The organism is Burkholderia sp. BE12 (genome assembly GCF_002959955.1).
Classification (GTDB): domain Bacteria; phylum Pseudomonadota; class Gammaproteobacteria; order Burkholderiales; family Burkholderiaceae; genus Burkholderia.
The window spans coordinates 136,278-151,919 of sequence record NZ_PREY01000019.1 but is presented as its reverse complement, the minus strand read 5'-3'; the positions used below and the strand labels follow the sequence as shown (position 1 = coordinate 151,919).

The 15,642-nt window shown below is 69.3% G+C and carries 18 protein-coding genes and 1 pseudogene; 5 read left to right on the top strand and 14 right to left on the bottom strand.

All coding sequences use genetic code 11. The features are described from left to right. The coding region (locus C4B30_RS22010) for a hypothetical protein (protein ID WP_105132973.1) at window positions 1–340 on the bottom strand (340 nt) is incomplete at its 3' end. A 157-nt stretch (window positions 341–497) separates the two neighbouring features. Here C4B30_RS22010 and C4B30_RS22005 point away from each other — a divergent pair. Together C4B30_RS22005 and C4B30_RS22000 are read left to right on the top strand one after the other, a co-directional pair. Beyond that, window positions 498–854: a DUF3175 domain-containing protein gene (locus C4B30_RS22005; protein ID WP_027785998.1), complete on the top strand. Its 357-nt coding sequence runs from the start codon at window positions 498–500 to the stop codon at window positions 852–854. Between the two features lie 42 nt (window positions 855–896). Beyond that, complete coding sequence (locus tag C4B30_RS22000) at window positions 897–2,219, top strand: cation:proton antiporter domain-containing protein (protein ID WP_027785999.1); 1,323 nt, start codon at window positions 897–899, stop codon at window positions 2,217–2,219. A gap of 3 nt (window positions 2,220–2,222) precedes the next feature. Here the strand turns inward: C4B30_RS22000 and ligD are convergent, their stop codons facing one another. The 12 genes and pseudogenes from ligD to C4B30_RS21940 form a co-directional block, all read right to left on the bottom strand. Beyond that, window positions 2,223–4,967 (bottom strand): DNA ligase D, encoded by a 2,745-nt coding sequence (gene ligD, locus C4B30_RS21995; protein WP_027786000.1) that lies wholly within the window; start codon window positions 4,965–4,967, stop codon window positions 2,223–2,225. 45 nt (window positions 4,968–5,012) lie between these two features. After that, complete coding sequence (gene ku / locus C4B30_RS21990) at window positions 5,013–6,023, bottom strand: non-homologous end joining protein Ku (protein WP_027786001.1); 1,011 nt, start codon at window positions 6,021–6,023, stop codon at window positions 5,013–5,015. 361 nt (window positions 6,024–6,384) lie between these two features. Next, on the bottom strand, window positions 6,385–8,490 hold the full coding sequence (katE, locus tag C4B30_RS21985) for a catalase HPII (RefSeq protein ID WP_027786002.1): 2,106 nt from the start codon (window positions 8,488–8,490) through the stop codon (window positions 6,385–6,387). A 125-nt stretch (window positions 8,491–8,615) separates the two neighbouring features. Beyond that, window positions 8,616–9,002: a DUF3022 domain-containing protein gene (locus C4B30_RS21980; RefSeq protein WP_027786003.1), complete on the bottom strand. Its 387-nt coding sequence runs from the start codon at window positions 9,000–9,002 to the stop codon at window positions 8,616–8,618. Continuing rightward, window positions 8,999–9,160, bottom strand: coding sequence for a DUF1328 family protein (locus C4B30_RS21975; protein WP_006498332.1), 162 nt, complete (start codon window positions 9,158–9,160; stop codon window positions 8,999–9,001). The genes C4B30_RS21980 and C4B30_RS21975 overlap by 4 nt, the downstream gene beginning before the upstream one ends. Window positions 9,161–9,206: 46 nt before the next feature. Next, complete coding sequence (locus C4B30_RS21970; protein WP_027786004.1) at window positions 9,207–9,395, bottom strand: DUF3008 family protein; 189 nt, start codon at window positions 9,393–9,395, stop codon at window positions 9,207–9,209. Between the two features lie 71 nt (window positions 9,396–9,466). After that, window positions 9,467–10,900, bottom strand: a complete 1,434-nt coding sequence (locus tag C4B30_RS21965) for an RNA polymerase factor sigma-54 (protein ID WP_027786005.1) — start codon at window positions 10,898–10,900, stop codon at window positions 9,467–9,469. Between the two features lie 190 nt (window positions 10,901–11,090). After that, window positions 11,091–11,601: pseudogene (locus C4B30_RS36205) on the bottom strand (DUF892 family protein). A 76-nt stretch (window positions 11,602–11,677) separates the two neighbouring features. Continuing rightward, window positions 11,678–11,992 (bottom strand): hypothetical protein, encoded by a 315-nt coding sequence (locus C4B30_RS21955; protein WP_027786006.1) that lies wholly within the window; start codon window positions 11,990–11,992, stop codon window positions 11,678–11,680. A gap of 51 nt (window positions 11,993–12,043) precedes the next feature. Beyond that, window positions 12,044–12,355 (bottom strand): hypothetical protein, encoded by a 312-nt coding sequence (locus tag C4B30_RS21950; protein ID WP_027786007.1) that lies wholly within the window; start codon window positions 12,353–12,355, stop codon window positions 12,044–12,046. Further along, window positions 12,352–12,603 (bottom strand): hypothetical protein, encoded by a 252-nt coding sequence (locus C4B30_RS21945; RefSeq protein ID WP_027786008.1) that lies wholly within the window; start codon window positions 12,601–12,603, stop codon window positions 12,352–12,354. The genes C4B30_RS21950 and C4B30_RS21945 overlap by 4 nt, the downstream gene beginning before the upstream one ends. A gap of 194 nt (window positions 12,604–12,797) precedes the next feature. Then, entirely contained in the window at window positions 12,798–13,100 is a 303-nt protein-coding gene (locus tag C4B30_RS21940) for a hypothetical protein (protein ID WP_027786009.1), read from the bottom strand. Window positions 13,101–13,271: 171 nt separating this feature from the next. On the opposite strand from C4B30_RS21940, the gene C4B30_RS21935 reads away from it, so the two are divergent. The 3 genes from C4B30_RS21935 to C4B30_RS21925 all read left to right on the top strand — a co-directional run bounded on the left by C4B30_RS21935 (window position 13,272) and on the right by C4B30_RS21925 (window position 14,620). Then, the gene (locus C4B30_RS21935) at window positions 13,272–13,526 is read left to right on the top strand and encodes a hypothetical protein (protein ID WP_027786010.1); all 255 of its coding nucleotides are present in this window, start codon (window positions 13,272–13,274) and stop codon (window positions 13,524–13,526) included. 88 nt (window positions 13,527–13,614) lie between these two features. Next, window positions 13,615–14,046 (top strand): CBS domain-containing protein, encoded by a 432-nt coding sequence (locus C4B30_RS21930; protein ID WP_027786011.1) that lies wholly within the window; start codon window positions 13,615–13,617, stop codon window positions 14,044–14,046. Window positions 14,047–14,137: 91 nt separating this feature from the next. Next, entirely contained in the window at window positions 14,138–14,620 is a 483-nt protein-coding gene (locus tag C4B30_RS21925; protein WP_006498342.1) for a PRC-barrel domain-containing protein, read from the top strand. A gap of 99 nt (window positions 14,621–14,719) precedes the next feature. Here C4B30_RS21925 and C4B30_RS21920 read toward each other — a convergent pair whose 3' ends face one another. Next, window positions 14,720–15,613: a LysR family transcriptional regulator gene (locus C4B30_RS21920; protein WP_027786012.1), complete on the bottom strand. Its 894-nt coding sequence runs from the start codon at window positions 15,611–15,613 to the stop codon at window positions 14,720–14,722. Window positions 15,614–15,642 lie beyond the last annotated feature (29 nt).

Genomic DNA, 15,642 nt, shown 5'->3' with positions numbered 1-15,642 from the left:
CGCCCGAGCCGCCGCCGACACCGCCGCCCGTGGCGCCGCTACCGCCCTCGCCCGCGCCGTTCGGGCCGCCGCCCGGCTTCACGTGACGGGCCGACGCGCCGTGCGAGCGCATCCCGTGCTTCATGCCGTGCCGCTGCGTGCCCGCCGGCGGAGGCGGCGCGGCCGTATTGCCGTTGGTGCCCGGCGTCGACATGTCCATCGACGGATTCGGCGCGCCGGTGCCCTCGTCCGAGCGCTGCGAGTTCTGCGCCCACGCGGCCGGCGCGGCCGCGACGAGCGCGACAGCCGCGCAGGCCAGCACACGCCGCGCGACAAACTTCGATTCGAATGCTGACTTCATGGCGTTTTCTCCTTGTGGATGATTGCGTGATGGGAATTCCTGCTCCGATCTGTCAGCAAGGCCCATGCCGTCGCGGGCAACGTTCGTGGTGCGGCACGCGCTTTGCGTCGCCTTTCTCCACACGCCTGTCCTCTGACCCCATACGGAGCCCTGCCCCATGCCTTCCGCTTCTGCTTCCCATCCGCACGGCAAGCGCCACACGCGCCGCCCGGGCCGCGCGCGCAGCGCCGACCCGGCCCACCGCAAGCGCTGGTCCGGCGAAGTCACGCAAAAAAGCGAGGCGCTCGACATCGAGCCCGACATCTTCAAATCCGACGATCCGGCCGCGATCGCTGCGTCGCTGAAGCGCTCGGCCGAACACAGCCGCCGCCGCAAGGCGTCGCCGTTCCAGTCGGCGATGTCGATGCTGAATTTCTACGTGAACCGCGCGGGCCGCAACCTGCCCAAGACGCGCCGCACGACGCTCGAACGCGCGAAGCGGAAACTGCGCGAGGCGTTCGGCCGCAAGCCCTGACGGTGGGCGCGCCGCCCGTACCGACCTGCCGCGATCACACGCATGCATGAAACCCTCTGGTATCTGATCATCGGCGCGGTGCTGCTGACCATGGGCGTCGTGACGTCCGCGCTGCGCCACCTCCCCTGCAGCTCGGCCATGATTTACCTGGTGCTCGGCGTCGCGCTCGGCCCGGCCGGCGCCGGCCTGCTGCACCTCGATCTCGAACGCGACGGCCGCCTGCTGCGCGAGATCGTCGAAGTCGCGCTGCTCGTGTCGCTGTTCGCGATCGGGCTGCGGCTGCGCGTGCCGCTGTCCGACAAGCTGTGGCTCGTGCCGTGCCGGCTCGGGCTGCTCGCGATGATCGTGACCGTGCCGCTGCTCGCGGTGTGCGCGGTGCTCGCGCTGGGCCTCGGCTGGGGGCCGGCGCTGCTGCTCGCGGCGATCCTCGCGCCGACCGACCCGGTGCTTGCGCACGACGTGCAGGTGCACGATCCCGGCGATCGCGACCTGGTGCGCTTCGCGTTGTCCGGCGAAGGCGGGATGAACGACGGCATCGCGCTGCCGTTCGCGCTCGCGGGGCTCGCGCTGTGCGGCGCACCCGATGCGACGTACGGCATCCCGCCGCTGTCCGGCACGTTCGCGCTCGTCGCGCTGTGGGGCATCGCGGGCGCGGCCGCGATCGGCGGCGGCCTCGGCTGGGTCACGACGAAGACGATCGGCTGGCTGCGCACGCGCCACGCGCAGGCGCTCGGCCTCGAAGGCTTCTTCGCGCTGGCGCTGATCGTGCTGTCGTTCGGCGCCGCGCAGCTCGCGCATACGTTCGGCTTCATCGCGACGTTCGCCGCCGGCGTCGCGATGCGGCGCGTCGAGCATCGCGCGAGCGGCGACCGCCCGCCGCGCGAAGTGATCGGCCAGATCGATTCGGAAGACGTCGTCGCCACCGAAAAGCATCCGGAGAAGGCACATGCGTTCATGGCCGAATCGGTGCTCGGCTTCACGATCGAGCTCGAACGGATTGCGGAAGCGATCGTGATGACGATGATCGGCAGCGTGCTCTCGACGCTGCCCGGCCCGCTGATCACGTGGGGTGCCGCCGCGCTGGCCGCCGTGCTGTTCGTCGCGGTGCGTCCGCTCGCGGTGCTGGTCACCCTTTCCGGGTCGCGCGCGACGCATGCGCAGCGGCGGCTGATGGCGTGGTTCGGCATCCGCGGGATCGGTTCGTTCTACTACCTGCTGTTCGCGCTCGAGCATGGTCCGTCCGAGGTCGTACGCCCGCTCGCGGCGCCGGTGCTGGCGGTCGTGTCCGCGTCGGTGGTCGCGCACGGGATTTCGGCGACGCCGCTGATGAACTGGTATTACCGGCTGCAGCAGCATCGGCGCTGACGGTCACGCGTCGGCGCCGAGCCGCGCCCGCATCGCCGCGGTGATGCGCTGGCGCGCCTTCTCGTAGCCGTCCCACGGATCGCGCTTCAACGTGTCCAGACGTTCGTGCAGCGTATCGATCGTCCATTGCGCGCCGCCCGTCGTGTCGGGCACTTCGTCCCAGTCGAGCGGCACCGACACGCCCATGCCGGGGCGCGCGCGCACCGAATACGCGGCGATCGTGCTCGCGCCGCGCCCGTTGCGCAGGTAGTCGACGAAGATCTTGCCGCGCCGGTGGCGCGGCCCCATCGTCGCGGTGAAACGGTCGGGCAGCGTGCCGGCGACGTGCTGCGCGACCGCGCGCGAAAAGTCCTTCACGTCGTCCCAGCCCGCATGCCGCGTGAGCGGCACGACGACGTGCAGCCCCTTGCCGCCGCTGGTCTTGCAGAACGACACGAGGCCGAGTTCGTCGAGCAGCCCGCGCACGAGTTGCGCGGCGTCGATCATCGTGCGCCACGGCAGCGCCGGGTCGGGATCGAGGTCGAACACGATGCGGTCGGGTCGCTCGATGTTCGACGCATGCGCGTTCCACGTGTGCAGTTCGACCGTGCCCATCTGCGCCGCGCCGAGCAGCGCATCGACGCTATCGAGCGACAGCAGCGGCCCGTGGCCCGGATCGAGCCCTTCGTGCTGCGTGACGAACGGAATCTCGCGGCGCTCCGCATGCTTCTGAAAGAACAGTTCGCCGGCGATGTCGCCCGGTGCGCGCACGAGCGAGACGGGCCGCCCTTTCAGGTCGGGCAACAGCCACGGCGCGACCCATTGCCAGTACCGCGCGAGATCGATCTTGCGCGTGCCGCCTTGCGGGTCGAGCACGCGCTCGGGATGCGTGATGCGCACGCGGCCGAGCGTATCGGCGTCGGCAGAGGCGCGCGCGCCGCGCGCCGTGCCCGTACTCGCGTGACGATCGGTGCGCGACGCACGCCGCGGCTTGTCCTGCGTGGTCGAATGCTGATCCATCGCCCCCTCCGTTTCCATGTGTTTCGGCATCTCGCGAACGATCTGCTCCGCCGGCTTGTCCTCTCGCAGCGCGATGAATGCGGCCTGCCGCACGATGCCGTCGCCGGTCCATTCCGCGAATTCGCATTCGGCGACGAGTATCGGCTCGACCCAGTGCACGCGCGTGCGCGTGCGTTCGCGCGGCGGTGCATCGAACGGCATCGTGTCGCGTTCGTGCCGGCGCAGGATCGCGGCGAGACGATCGAGCATCCGCGCGTCGAAGCCGGTGCCGACACGGCCGACGTAGCGCAGCGGCCCGGGCCCGCGCCGCCGCTTGCCGGCCGGCGCCGGTTCGTGCACGCCGAGCAGCAGCGCACCGAAGCCGTGCCGGCTGCCCGACGGCTCCGTGAAGCCGCCGATCACGAACTCCTGCCGGCGCCGGCACTTGAGCTTGATCCAGGCAGGCGAACGGCCGGCGCGATAGCGCGAGTCCGCACGCTTGCCGATCAGCCCTTCGAGGCCGGTGTCGCAGGCGCTCGCGATCAGCGACGCGACGTCCTCGCCGAGATCGGGCGAAAAGCGCACGCGCGCCGGGTCGCCGTTCGCGAGCAGCGGTTCGAGCAGCGCTCGGCGGGCCGTGAGCGGCGCATCGCGCAGGTCGTATCCGTCGAGATAAGGCAGATCGAACACGAAGAAAGTGATCGCATCCGCTCGCCCGGTGCCGAACGCGTTCTGCAACGCCTGGAAATCGGGCAGGCCGTTTTCGCCGAGCACGACGGCCTCGCCGTCGAGCCATGCGTCGTCGACGTCGAGCGCCGCGAGCGCGTCGCGCTGCGCGCGCAGCTTCGCGGTCCAGTCCCGGCCTTCGCGCGTCATCAACGTGACGCGCCGACGCGCGCCCTTCCCCACGATACGCGCCAGGATCCGATAGCCGTCGAACTTCAGTTCGTAGCACCAACCGCCCTGGGTCGGCGGTGCGTCGACCAGCGTCGCGAGTTGCGGCGCGACGCGCTCGGGCAGCGGCGCGCGCACCGCGCCTTCGACTTGCGACGGTTCGGTGGGACGCTGGTTGTCGTGTCGCGCGTCGCGTGCATCGCCGTCCGCGCCAGCCGATTCGCGGCGAGACGCCGCGCGCTTGCGCGCCGCGCCGTTGGACGCGCCGTCATGCACGCTTCCCGGCCGCTCGCCGACGACGTCGAATTCATCGGCGCCGCGCGCGTCGTCATCGCGCTCCTTGATCAGCAGCCACTGCTCCTGACGCCCTTCCTGCCGCCCGCTGCGCACGAGCGCCCAGCCGCCGTGCAGCTTGTGGCCGTCGAGCCGGAACGTCAGCTTGCCCGCCCGATAGCCTTCGCGCGCGTGCGCCACGCCGCCATCGGGCGTCCACGTGCCTTCGTCCCAGACGACGACCGACCCCGCACCGTAATGCCCGGCCGGAATCTCGCCTTCGAACGACGCATATTCGAGCGGATGGTCCTCGACGTGCACGGCGAGCCGCTTCACCCGCGGATCGAAGCTCGGCCCCTTCGGCACGGCCCACGACTTGAGCGTGCCGTCGAGTTCGAGCCGGAAGTCGTAGTGCAGCCGTCGCGCGTGGTGCTCCTGGATCACGAAGCGCAGCGCATGGCGTGCACGCGCGGCAGGCTTCGCCTTCGGCTTCGTGTCCGCTTGCGTCTGCGCTTTCGCGCGACGTTTCCCGTGCGCCCCTTCGGGCTCGGGCGTCGCGCCGAAATGGCGCTTGCGGCGGTACGGATCGAGCTTGCCGGCCATCGCGTCACCTCGTCGGAATCGGAGTCGGAATCGGCGTCATCGGCATCACGCCGCGTGCTTGCGGCGCGCGGCGGTCTTCTTCGCCGCAGGTGCGCTCGTCGCGCCGCGTTTCGCGGCGGTTCGCTTCGCCGCGGTTTTCGTCGCCGCGCCTTTCGCCGCGGATTTCGCCGCCGGCTTGCGGCGCGCGCCGCCCCGCGACGACGACGCCTCGCCCTCCGCTTCGCCGCGCTCGTCGCGCAGATCCGCCGCGCGCGCGCCGGCGCCGCCCTTCAGGCTGCGCTTGAGCAGCTCGGTGAGATCGACCACGTTGCTCGCCGCGCGCCCGGTCTGCGCGGGCCGGTCCTCGATCTCCTCGATCTTGCCCGCGCGCACCTTGCGCTCGACCAGTTCGAGGATATCGTCGCGGAACGTGTCGTGATATTCGTCGGGCGTCCATTTGCCGGACATGTCGTCGATCAGCTTCTTCGCCATGTCGAGTTCGCGCGCGGTGACGCCGGCGCCCTTCGCGTCGTCGGCCGGCACCGACAATTCGGCGAGCGGCCGCAATTCCTCCTGCCAGCGCAGCGTATCGAGCGCGAGCATCGGCCCGACCGGAATCAGCGCGCCCAGATGCTGGCGGTCGCGCATCACCACGAGCGCGATGCCGATCTTGCCGCTGTCCTTCAGCGCGTCGCGCAGCAGCGCGTAGACCTTCTCGCCCTTGCGGTCGGGTACCAGGTAGTAAGGCGTGTCCAGATAGAGAAACGACACGGCGTCCTCGTCGACGAAGGTCAGGATGTCGACCGTCTGCGTCGATTCCGGATTCGCCGCGCGGATTTCGTCGTCGCTGAGCACGACGTAGCGCTCCTTCTCGTACTCGTAGCCGCGCACGATGTCCTCGCGCGTGACCTCCTTGCCGGTGCGCTTGTTGATCTGCCGATAGCCGATCGGGTCCATCGAGCGCTTGTCGAGCATCCGGAACGACGGCTTCACCGTGCGCGTCGCCGGGAACAACTGCACGGGCACGTGCACGAGCCCGAAGCTGATCGCGCCTTTCCATATCATCCGCGGTGCCATGCGTGTTCCTCCTAGGGCCTGTTCACGCTAATAACGGGCTTGCGAACGTGCCTTTCCGCCCGCAGGGCAAGAAGAGAGGAGGCGCAATAGCCGTTGCTATTGCAACGACGAACGACGCCGCCATGCGGGCGGAAAGGCACGTTCCCCTGTTTAGAAAAATGCATTCGCGGGGCTGGCCCCCAGAAGGGCCGATCGCCGCGTCATGCTCCTCGCGAATACGTCGAGTATTCGCTTCGTCGCAATCCTTGCGCTCGGCCCTTCTGGGGGCCAGCGCAAGCCCGTTATTAGCGTGAACAGGCCCTGGCCGAAAGCGCGCCCGCCCAAAGGCAGGCGCGCCGACCGGCGCAAACCGCAGCCGGCCCTATGCCGGCAGTTCAGCCGCCTGCTGCTCGCGCGCCCACACGCGATGCTGGCCGAGGTGATCCGACAACGTGTTCAGCACCTTGTCGAGATCGACCGCCTGCCCGACGCACACGCCTTCGGCCGGATCGGGCAGGTGGGCGGCGCTGAGCAGTTGCCGCCCCGACCCGACGGCCGCGATCGGCTTCAGGTGCTTGAACGCCTCGCGCACGAAATGGCGGGCGTCGGCGCTGTGCGCGAGGTCGCGCCCGTCGCCGTCGCCGCCGCAGACGAACACCGCATCGAACATCACCGACGGCATGCCGACCAGCGTCGCCTCCGGCACGATGCCGCCGATCGGCGCGAGCGTCGGCGCGACGATCGTCGGCACCGCGTGCGCGGCCTGCAGCGCGTCGCGCACCTGCTCGACGAGCACCTGATTCACGCCGGGCGTCGCAATCAGCGCGATCTTGCGCGAACGGATGCCGGGCTTCGCGCGGCCGATCAGGCTCAGCGCGGGCGAGCGCTGCGCGACGGCCGGCGTCGCGGCCGCCTGCGGCGCGGGCAGCCCGAGCCGCTCGGCGACCTGCGCGGCGAGCCCCGCGTCGAAGCGCGCGATGATCTCGTTGACCACCCGCTCGCGAATCTTCGGCTGCGTGACCTTGCCGAGCTCGAAGCAGTACGCGTCGCGGATATGCCGCTGCTCGATCTCGGTCATGCTCTGATAGAACAGCGCGGGCTGCGAGAAATGGTCCGCGAACGATTCGCTGCGCACGCGCACCTTGTTGCCTTCGAGCGGCTCGGGCACGGTCTCGAAACCGCCGCCGGACGGCGCGGGCGGCGTCTCGCGCGGCCAGCCGCCGCTCGTCGAGTTCGGCTCGTACGACGCCTGCCCGACGTTGATCGTCTGCCGGTGCAGCGCATCGCGCTGGTTGTTCGCGAACGGACACACCGGCCGGTTGATCGGAATCTCGTGGAAATTCGGGCCGCCGAGCCGGCTCAGTTGCGTATCGGTGTACGAGAACAGCCGCCCCTGCAACAACGGGTCGTTCGTGAAGTCGATGCCCGGCACCACGTGGCCCGGGTGAAACGCGACCTGCTCGGTCTCCGCGAAGAAGTTGTCGGGGTTGCGGTTCAGCGTCATCCGGCCGATCGGCCGCACCGGCACGAGCTCTTCCGGCACGAGCTTGGTCGCATCCAGCAGGTCGAAGTCGAATTTGTCCGCGTCGGCCGGATCGATCATCTGCACACCGAGCTCGAACTCCGGATAGTCGCCGCGCTCAATCGCCGTCCACAGGTCGCGCCGATTGAAATCCGGGTCGTGGCCGGCGATTCGCTGCGCCTCGTCCCACAGCAGCGAATACGCGCCGCTCACGGGCCGCCAGTGGAATTTCACGAAACGCTCGACGCCGGCCGCGTTCACGAAGCGGAACGTGTGCACGCCGAAGCCGTCCATCGCGCGATAGCTCGCCGGCAACGCGCGGTCCGACATCAGCCACAGCACCGTGTGCGTCGTTTCCGGCACCAGCGACACGAAATCCCAGAACGTGTCGTGCGCCGATGCGCCGGTCGGCATCTCGTTCGGCGCTTCCGGCTTCACCGCGTGCACGAAGTCGGGGAACTTGATCGCGTCCTGGATGAAGAACACCGGCATGTTGTTGCCGACGAGGTCGTAGTTGCCTTCCTCGGTATAGAACTTCACCGCGAAGCCGCGCACGTCGCGCACGGTGTCGGACGAGCCGCGCGGCCCCTGCACGGTCGAGAAACGCACGTACACCGGCGTTTCGGCGGCCGGGTCCTGCAGGAACGCGGCCTTCGTGTAGTCGGCCATCGGCTCGTACACGCGGAACACGCCGTGGGCGGCCGACCCGCGCGCATGCACCACGCGCTCCGGAATGCGCTCGTGATCGAAATGCGTGATCTTCTCGCGCATGATGAAGTCTTCGAGCAGCGACGGGCCGCGCGCGCCGCCTCGCAGCGTGTTCTGGTTGTCGGCGATCCGCACGCCCTGGTTGGTGCGCAGCGCCTCGCCGTCGGGCCGCGCACGGTTCTCCTCGAGCTGGCGCGACTTCACGCTGTCGTGCGGTTGCGTCGGCGGGGTCTTGCCGGCGGATGGGGGATTCGTCATCGCTAGGTGTCCTCGTGGCATTCGATAGGAAGCCGCCGCACGGCGACGCGCCGCGGCGCGACGCGTGCGGACGGCAGGGAAAGCCGGCCCGGCGCGCCGCGAACGACCGCGGGCCGGCCGCGGCGTCAGGGCGCGCGCAGCGCCGCGTCGAATTGGGTGCGCGTCACGTCGAGCGCCACGTTGCATTCGATCGCGGCATCCTCGATGCGCGGCTTGTGCTCGTCCACCGCGCGCCGCGCGCGGTCGCATAGCTGCGTGCGCACGCGCAGCCGGTCGGCGTCATCGAGCAACGCGTAGCGTTCGATCACGTCCGCATCGAACCGCATGTCGACCGTGCAGCGCCATTCGCGCGCGTCCTCGTCGGACGGCACGCGCACCCACGACACGTGGATCGTCAGCCGACCCGATGCGTCGTCCGGCTGCACGACGACGGTCGACTGCGACGGAAAACCGATCGCGAACGCGTGCTCGAGCTCCTTCACGCGCTCCGACCGGTCGGGCGTCACGCTCATCGTCGGACGACGCCCAGCAGCAGCGTGACCAGGAAGATCACGACGAAGATGTAGAACAGGATCTTCGCGATCTCGGCCGCGCCCGCGGCGATGCCGCCGAAGCCGAACACGGCGGCAATGATCGCGATGACGAAGAAAATGATGGCGTATCGAAGCATGGAACCCTCCTGGATGACAGCAGTCGTCACTAAACGTCGGCGCCGGTCACGCATCGTGCTTGTGTTTCGGTTTGCCGTGCGCGGATGTGGACGCCATTTTCTCGAGCTCTTTCTCGCTCATCGACTTGGCCATCGATTTCGCCGGCGGCTTGAGATCCTTCACTTTCGTGTCGCCGCGCTTGGCCGATAGCGCGGCCCCCGCGGCGCGCTGCTGGGCCTGGGATTTGGCTGGCATGGTTGCGCTCCTCTCGTTGGCGCGCGCGCCGACGCCATGCGCGGCACGCGCGGGTTGGGACAATCGGGCCGTCACGCGGCGTCGCGACGCCGCAAGTCGGCCGGCGGAATCTTCATCGCCTGGCGATACTTCGTCACCGTGCGACGCGCAAGAAGAATGCCGCGGCCCGCGAGGTTCTCCGCGAGCGCGACGTCGGACAGCGGATCGGTATGCCGCTCGGCCGCGATCATGTCGCGGATCAGTACCTTCGCGGCCGACGCCGAACACACGCCCTTGCCGGCCGCCTCGAGCTTGCGCGGGAAGAAATGCTTGAACTCGAACGTGCCGTGCGGCGTGGCCATGTACTTGTTGCCGGTCGCGCGCGAGACGGTCGATTCGTGCAGGTCGAGCTCTTCCGCGATGTCGCGCAGCACGAGCGGCTTCATCGCGATCTCGCCGTAGCGGAAGAAATCGCGCTGCCGCGCGACGATGCATTCGCCCACGCGCTGGATCGTGTCGAAGCGCTTCTGCACGTTGCGGATCAGCCAGCGCGCCTCCTGCAACTGCTGGCCGAGCGGCGAATCGCGCTCGCCGCTCGACTGCGCGAACAGCGTCGCGTAGCGCTCGTGCAAGCGTGCACGCGGCAGCACGGCCGGATTGATCGTGACGATCCACTCGTCGCGCACCTGGCGCACGATCACGTCGGGCACCACGTAATCGCCGCGCGTGCTGCCGTAGTGATTGCCGGGGCGCGGGTCCAGCCCGCGCACCAGCGCGCAGGCCGCGTGCAGCGTCTGCTGGTTGCAGCCGAGGCGCCGCTGGATCTCGGCCGTCTCGCGGCGCGCAAGACGTTCCAGATGCTCGCGCGCGATCGCTTTCGCTTCCGCGAGCGCCGGCGTGCCGGCCGGAATCGCATCGAGCTGCAACACCAGGCATTCGGACAACGAACGGGCGGCGATCCCGGGCCGGTCGAGCATCTGCACGAGCCGCAGCGCGACCGCGAGATCCTGCTCCGACAGCAGCCACGCCGGATCGGCGGCGACCAGGAGTTCGGGAAGCTCCTGACGCAGGTAGCCGTCGTCGTCCAGCGCATCGATCACGAGGCGCGCGGCTTCGCGGTCGCGCTTGTTGAGGGGATAGAGCCGGAGTGCATCGTGCAATTGCTGATGCAGCGACGGCTCGGCGGCCATCCATTCGCCCGGCGACAGGCCGTCTCCGTCCTCGCCCTGGCGGCTCGTGCCGCGCGGCGCGGGCGCGGCGGTAAACGGCACCTCGCCATCCGGCGGGCGGATTTCGTCGCGCTCGGGCGCCGCTTCGGGCGCGGCCGCTTCGGTCGGTTGCTCGGGGGCCTCGGCAGCCGTTTCCTCGTCGCCCTGGCCGTCTTCGAGAAACGGGTTCATGTCGAGCGCCTGACGCAATTCCTGTTGAAACTCGAGCGAGGACAACTGCAGCAGCCGCAGCGACTGCTGAAGCCTCGGCGTAAGTGCCAGATGCTGTCGCATCTGCAGCGCAAGCGAGACGGGCATCGAAAGCCTCCTGACGGTTCGGTTCGCGGTATGTCTTCTGCCGAACGTGATGCAGCTTCCGTGCCAGTCGCGCGAAGCGCGATATGTCGCGGCTCTCGGGAGTTCGCACCCCATTTTGCCGGACGCCGAGGCCGCTTTTTTACAAGCCGGGGGAAGTTTGGGGCACGCATTTCGCTCGGGGAGCGCCCCGTCACCGCTTCGCATCGATGCGGTCGACCGGCCGAACGATCGAGAAAGGCGGTCGTCAACTCGGGCAGATGGCGCAGCAACCATGCGGCCATGTCGCGCTCCTGCTGCAGGATCCGCTCGCAACACGCACGGATCTCTTCCTCGCCGGCCGCGTGCGCCGCCGCGACGAGCGCCGTGTACGCGGCGATTTCGAGTTGCTCGAACGCATAACCGGCCAACGCGGTCTTCACGACTTCGTCGTCCGCCAGCATGCCGCTCGCGATCTGACCGTACGCGGCGACACGCGCGGCGAGATCCTTGGTCGCCGACGGCGACGTACCGAGCCGCATCAGGCACGCTTCGACGAGCGCCTGCTGCGCGAGCGTCTCGTCGAGATGCAGCCGAAGCCGATCCTGCAATTGCGGATAGTGCCCGACCCGCTTCATCTGCGCGTCGATCATCATCTCGGCCTGGCGCTCCATCGCGTACGCATCGCGCAGCCAGTCCTCCAGATGTTCGTGCTGATTCGCCATCGCATTCCTCCCGCGGCATCGCGGTGCGGCGTTGCCCGTGCCGCAACGCCGCGACGCGTCGCCGCAACGCGTCGTGTCAGTACTGCATCGGCGGCGGCGTGCCCGGCAGCGGCTGGTCGCCCTGCGTGCCATTCGGCCCCGGCGGCGGCACGTCGACCGGTTCGCCGACGGTCGCGCCCGGCGGCATCGTATTGCCCGGCGACGGACGCGGGTCGTAGCGCGTATTCGCATCCGGCATCGTCGTGGTCGACTGCGCGCCACGGCCGTCGGGCGGCGCGGGCGGCGCCGGATGCGCGCCGTAGGGGCCGCTGGTCGGTTGCGTGCATGCGCCCAGCGCGCACGCAGCGGCGAACGCACAGGCGCCCACCCGTATCGTCTGGATCGTGTTCATCGAATCCCTCCCTGGAGTCGACGGCTCGGGGCCACGCCGCGGCGGCACCGTTCAGAGCCGGTTGAAATGGAAATCGCCCGCGTAAGCGGTCGGTGCGCGGCGCGCCATCATCGCGTCGAATTCGGCCGCGACGCGCGTGAGCGTGCCGCGCTGCCGTTCGACGTCGGCCCGTTCGAGCGCGGCGAAGGCGTCGGGGTCGAACGTGACGGTCAGCGACGCCGGATGGCCGTCGACGCGAAAACCGATATGCAGCGCACCGGGCGGCTGTTCCTCCACATGGAACGCTATCTCGCGCGCCTCGAAATGGCGGCCGAACGTCTCGGCGAGGTCGCGCAGCATGCCGGGGTTCACGCGAATGCTCATTGCAGCACCTCCGTTTTCGTTCGCGGCCTTGCGCGCACCGGCCCCGCCAAGCCGGCACGCACCGGCGGCTCCGGCGACGGCGGATCGCGTTCCGGCGGCGCATGCCCGGGCGGATCGCCCTCCGGTTCCCGGTACGGTTCGGGCATGTCCGGCGGTACGTCGTCGGGATCGGGCGGCTCGGGGTCCGGCTCGATGTCGGGGATCGGCGGTTCGGGCCGTTGCAGCCATTGCACGGGTTCGTGGGTCATCGGCATTCCATCGTTGCGGGGTTCGGGTCGATATCGGCGCGCCGGGCGCGTACCGAATGATTCGCAAACCGCGTGCCGTCCGTTCGTATCGCCCTTACACGGAGTCGCCGCGCCGCCGCGCGGCCGCGGACGAAGCGCCATGCCTTCGCCATGCATTCGCTACACCGCTCGCTGCAAAACTTGCAAGCGCACCGCTATGCGTCGTACGCCGCCATCACCAGCCACAGCTCGCGGCCGTCGTCCCGCACGCGCGCGGCGAGCGCGTACGGATCGGACGGCTCGCACGCGCACTGCAGCGCGAAGCGCGCCGGCTCGGTCGCGCCGAACGTCTCGTCGCCGAGCCGCCGCACGTCGGCCTTGCCTTCGAACATCCGGCGCTCGGGCCGGTAGATCAGCGGTTCGTGCTTCCACGTATCGAAATGGCTCTTCACCGAATCGAATCCGCCGCCGCATACGTTGATCTCGTAGCGCACTCCTGGTCGTCGTTTCGGAATCATCGTCGTGCCTCCTGCTCGATGTGCGCGCAGCAGGCAACCCTGCTGCGCCGTGTCGTCATGGTCGTCGTCGTGGTCATCGCCGCTGCGGCGGCAAGTCGCGTGCCGCGCGCGGGGGCCGGGAACGCAGGTTGCGGCAGAGCGGGCTCATCGTCCCCGATACGGAGCACCGCCATGAAGGATTCGACCCGGCACGGCCACGACGCACCGGCGCACGAGCGGCAGCCCGATCCGCAACCGCCGCTGAAGCATCAGGACCGCACGCACACGCGCCACTCGGAGCGTCATATCGACAAGCAGCTCGAAGACACGTTTCCGGCGAGCGACCCGCCCGCGACCGGCGGCGTCACGCGCATCGAGCCCGACACGCCGCCCGGGACGCACGACGACGGGCCGTGGCAGGACAAGCGCAAACGCGACGACGAATGACAAGGACGGCCCGCGCACGGCATGCGGTTTGCTGGAGACGGAGCGGCCGCATCGGCACATTGCTTCACCCACCGCCAAGGAGAATTTCATGCATCGCGTCAACGAAATCATGTCGCAGGACGTCGTGCGGATCGCCCCGACCGACTCGATCCGTCACGCCGCCCAACTGATGGAGCGCTACGACATCGGCGCGCTGCCCGTGTGCGACAACAACCGGCTGATCGGGATGGTGACGGACCGCGATCTCGCGGTGCGCGCGATCTCGGCCGGCAAACCGCCGGAGACGCGGGTCCACGAGGTCGCGTCCGGCCCGATCGAATGGTGCTTCGACGACGATTCGCTGGACGAGATCCAGCACTACATGGCCGATGCGCAACTGCGCCGGCTGCCCGTCGTCGATCACGACAAGCGATTGGTCGGCATGCTGTCGCTCGCCGACATCGCGACGCGCACGGCCAGCCCCGAGCGCGACGACGTGGCGAACACGCTGGAAGGCGTGTCGCAACCGAAGCAGACGTGACGGAGCGATTTCCGCCCCGCCTCGACAACCCCGCGCGACCCGCAGGGCCCGCCCCGGGCACGGTCGCGCCCCACGCAGCCTGGAGGAAACCATGCAGACTCCCGATCAAGGTCAGACCCGCATCATCGGCAAGGGCGCCGCGACGGCGGCCGGCCCCGGCCCCGACGTGATGGCGGCCGATACGCTGGAAGGCGACAAGGTCTATACGACGGACGGCGACGATGTCGGCAAGATCAAGGACATCATGCTCGACGTGCGCTCCGGCCGCATCGCGTATGCGGTGCTGTCGAGCGGCGGCATCCTCGGCATCGGCGACAAGCTCCACGCGATTCCGTGGAGCGCGCTGACGCTCGACACCGAACGCAAGTGCTTCCTGCTGTCGGTATCGTCGGAACGGATTCGCAACGCGCCGGGGTTCGACAAGGACCATTGGCCGGCGATGGCCGATCCGCAATGGGCCGAGCCGCTGCACGAGTTCTACGGCAGCACCCCGTACTGGAGTGCCGGCGACGAGCTCGGGCTGACCGACCCGACCGAAGACCTCGACGATCCGCGCACGCGCGGCCGCCATTGACCGCACCATGACGCGGCGCCGGTTCGCCGGCGCATCGGTTCGACACGCCCCGCCCGCGGGGCGTTTTTTTGCCCGCGCCGCGGCGGCGAACGCCGCGCGCTACGGCCGGTGCCGCAGCGCGTCGATCACGACCGAAAACGCGCGCGACGCCTGGCGGCGGCTCGGATAGTACGCGTGGTAGCCCGGAAACACCGGGCACCAGTCCGGCATCACGATGCGCAGCGCGCCGCTGCGCAGATGCGCGTGCGCGACATCCTCGGCGACGAACGCGATGCCGAAACCGTCGAGCGCCGCCTGCACCATGTGTGGCTGCGTATTGCAGGTGATCCGGCCGTTCACGCGCGCCTGGATGGCGTTCTTGCCCTTCTTCAATTCCCACGCATAGATACCCTTCGCGGTCGCGAGCCGCAGCGTGACGCAGTCGTGGTCGAGCAGATCCTGCGGCTTCCTCGGCGGCTTGCGGCCGTCGAGATAGGACGGCGCGGCGACCATCGCCATCGGGATGTCCGGGCTGATCCGCACCGCGATCATGTCCTGCGCCACCTGGTCGCCGTACCGCACGCCGATGTCGTAGCGCTCCTCGACGATGTTCGACAGCCCGTAGTCGACCGACAGCTCGACGCGAATGTCCGGATAGTCGGGCAGCACGTTCCTGAGCTTCGGCCAGACGACCGTGTCGATCGGATGCTCGGTGGCCGTGATGCGCACCACGCCGGCCGGCTTGTCCCTGAAATCGGACAGCGCGGCCAGTTGCGCCGAGATCTCGTCGATGCGCGGCGCCACCGCCTGGAACAGCGCCTCGCCGGCCTCGGTCGTCGACACGCTGCGCGTCGTGCGCGCCAGCAGCCGCACGCCAAGCCGCGTTTCCAGATCGCGCACGGTCTGGCTCAGCGCCGATTGCGACACGCCGAGCCGCGCGGCCGCGCGCGTGAAGCTGCGATCGCGGGCCACCGCGAGAAAGACGAGCAGGTCGTTGAAATTTTCGCGCGCCATGTCGGCAGGCTCCGGTCGGGACGAACGTC

Bases quoted from the DNA above. Each gene is read 5' to 3' on its own strand.
- C4B30_RS21950 (WP_027786007.1), bottom strand. From the start codon at position 12,355: ATGAGCATTCGCGTGAACCCCGGCATGCTGCGCGACCTCGCCGAGACG.
- C4B30_RS21955 (WP_027786006.1), bottom strand. From the start codon at position 11,992: ATGAACACGATCCAGACGATACGGGTGGGCGCCTGTGCGTTCGCCGCT.
- C4B30_RS21945 (WP_027786008.1), bottom strand. From the start codon at position 12,603: ATGACCCACGAACCCGTGCAATGGCTGCAACGGCCCGAACCGCCGATC.
- C4B30_RS21965 (WP_027786005.1), bottom strand. From the start codon at position 10,900: ATGCCCGTCTCGCTTGCGCTGCAGATGCGACAGCATCTGGCACTTACG.
- C4B30_RS21930 (WP_027786011.1), top strand. From the start codon at position 13,615: ATGCATCGCGTCAACGAAATCATGTCGCAGGACGTCGTGCGGATCGCC.
- ku (WP_027786001.1), bottom strand. From the start codon at position 6,023: ATGGCACCGCGGATGATATGGAAAGGCGCGATCAGCTTCGGGCTCGTG.
- C4B30_RS21975 (WP_006498332.1), bottom strand. From the start codon at position 9,160: ATGCTTCGATACGCCATCATTTTCTTCGTCATCGCGATCATTGCCGCC.
- C4B30_RS21925 (WP_006498342.1), top strand. From the start codon at position 14,138: ATGCAGACTCCCGATCAAGGTCAGACCCGCATCATCGGCAAGGGCGCC.
- C4B30_RS21935 (WP_027786010.1), top strand. From the start codon at position 13,272: ATGAAGGATTCGACCCGGCACGGCCACGACGCACCGGCGCACGAGCGG.
- C4B30_RS21980 (WP_027786003.1), bottom strand. From the start codon at position 9,002: ATGAGCGTGACGCCCGACCGGTCGGAGCGCGTGAAGGAGCTCGAGCAC.
- C4B30_RS21920 (WP_027786012.1), bottom strand. From the start codon at position 15,613: ATGGCGCGCGAAAATTTCAACGACCTGCTCGTCTTTCTCGCGGTGGCC.
- C4B30_RS22005 (WP_027785998.1), top strand. From the start codon at position 498: ATGCCTTCCGCTTCTGCTTCCCATCCGCACGGCAAGCGCCACACGCGC.
- C4B30_RS21940 (WP_027786009.1), bottom strand. From the start codon at position 13,100: ATGATTCCGAAACGACGACCAGGAGTGCGCTACGAGATCAACGTATGC.
- ligD (WP_027786000.1), bottom strand. From the start codon at position 4,967: ATGGCCGGCAAGCTCGATCCGTACCGCCGCAAGCGCCATTTCGGCGCG.
- C4B30_RS21970 (WP_027786004.1), bottom strand. From the start codon at position 9,395: ATGCCAGCCAAATCCCAGGCCCAGCAGCGCGCCGCGGGGGCCGCGCTA.
- C4B30_RS22000 (WP_027785999.1), top strand. From the start codon at position 897: ATGCATGAAACCCTCTGGTATCTGATCATCGGCGCGGTGCTGCTGACC.
- katE (WP_027786002.1), bottom strand. From the start codon at position 8,490: ATGACGAATCCCCCATCCGCCGGCAAGACCCCGCCGACGCAACCGCAC.